Genomic DNA, 565 nt, shown 5'->3' on the forward strand with positions numbered 1-565 from the left:
CTCAGCAGATACACTCAAGGCTTGGAGTGCACATGACACACTCAATGGTGGAGCGGGAGAAGATAGTCTATACGGAGGCTATGGCAACGACATTCTAAATGGTGATACAGGTAATGACTATTTAGATGGCGGGAATGGACATGACATCCTGAATGGCGGAGAAGGCAATGACACTTTAATTGGTGGTAGTGATTTTGATACTGCAATCTTTAAAATTCTTCAAGGTTTTGAAAATGATGTAACTGGTGGAAATGGAATCGATACATGGGGAGATTTTAATCTAAGCCAAGGTGATAAAATTGATGTATCTGATCTATTGGTTGGAGATGCTAATATGACTGATTTAAGCCAATTTATTTTATATGAAAAAAATGGTACTACCGTTACCTTAAGTTTAGATCGAGATGGAAATGGAACTAATTACCAAAGTAACAAATTATTAATTCTAAATAATCAACCCTCTATTAATAGCCTAGAGGATTTGCTTAAAGTAGATGCTTTTGTTATTTGACAATATAGTATATTTTAAATAGAAAATGAGGCTATATAGCCTCATTTTTTTATA

General features: G+C 34.5%; 1 protein-coding gene. It reads left to right on the forward strand.

All coding sequences use genetic code 11. The annotated features are described in order from the left end of the window. The coding region (locus tag D7V32_RS17740; RefSeq protein WP_171407702.1) for a calcium-binding protein at positions 1 to 511 on the forward strand (511 nt) is incomplete at its 5' end. Between the last annotated feature and the right edge of the window lie 54 nt (positions 512 to 565).

Source organism: Acinetobacter tianfuensis (genome assembly GCF_003611465.1).
GTDB classification, from domain to species: Bacteria; Pseudomonadota; Gammaproteobacteria; order Pseudomonadales; family Moraxellaceae; genus Acinetobacter; species Acinetobacter tianfuensis.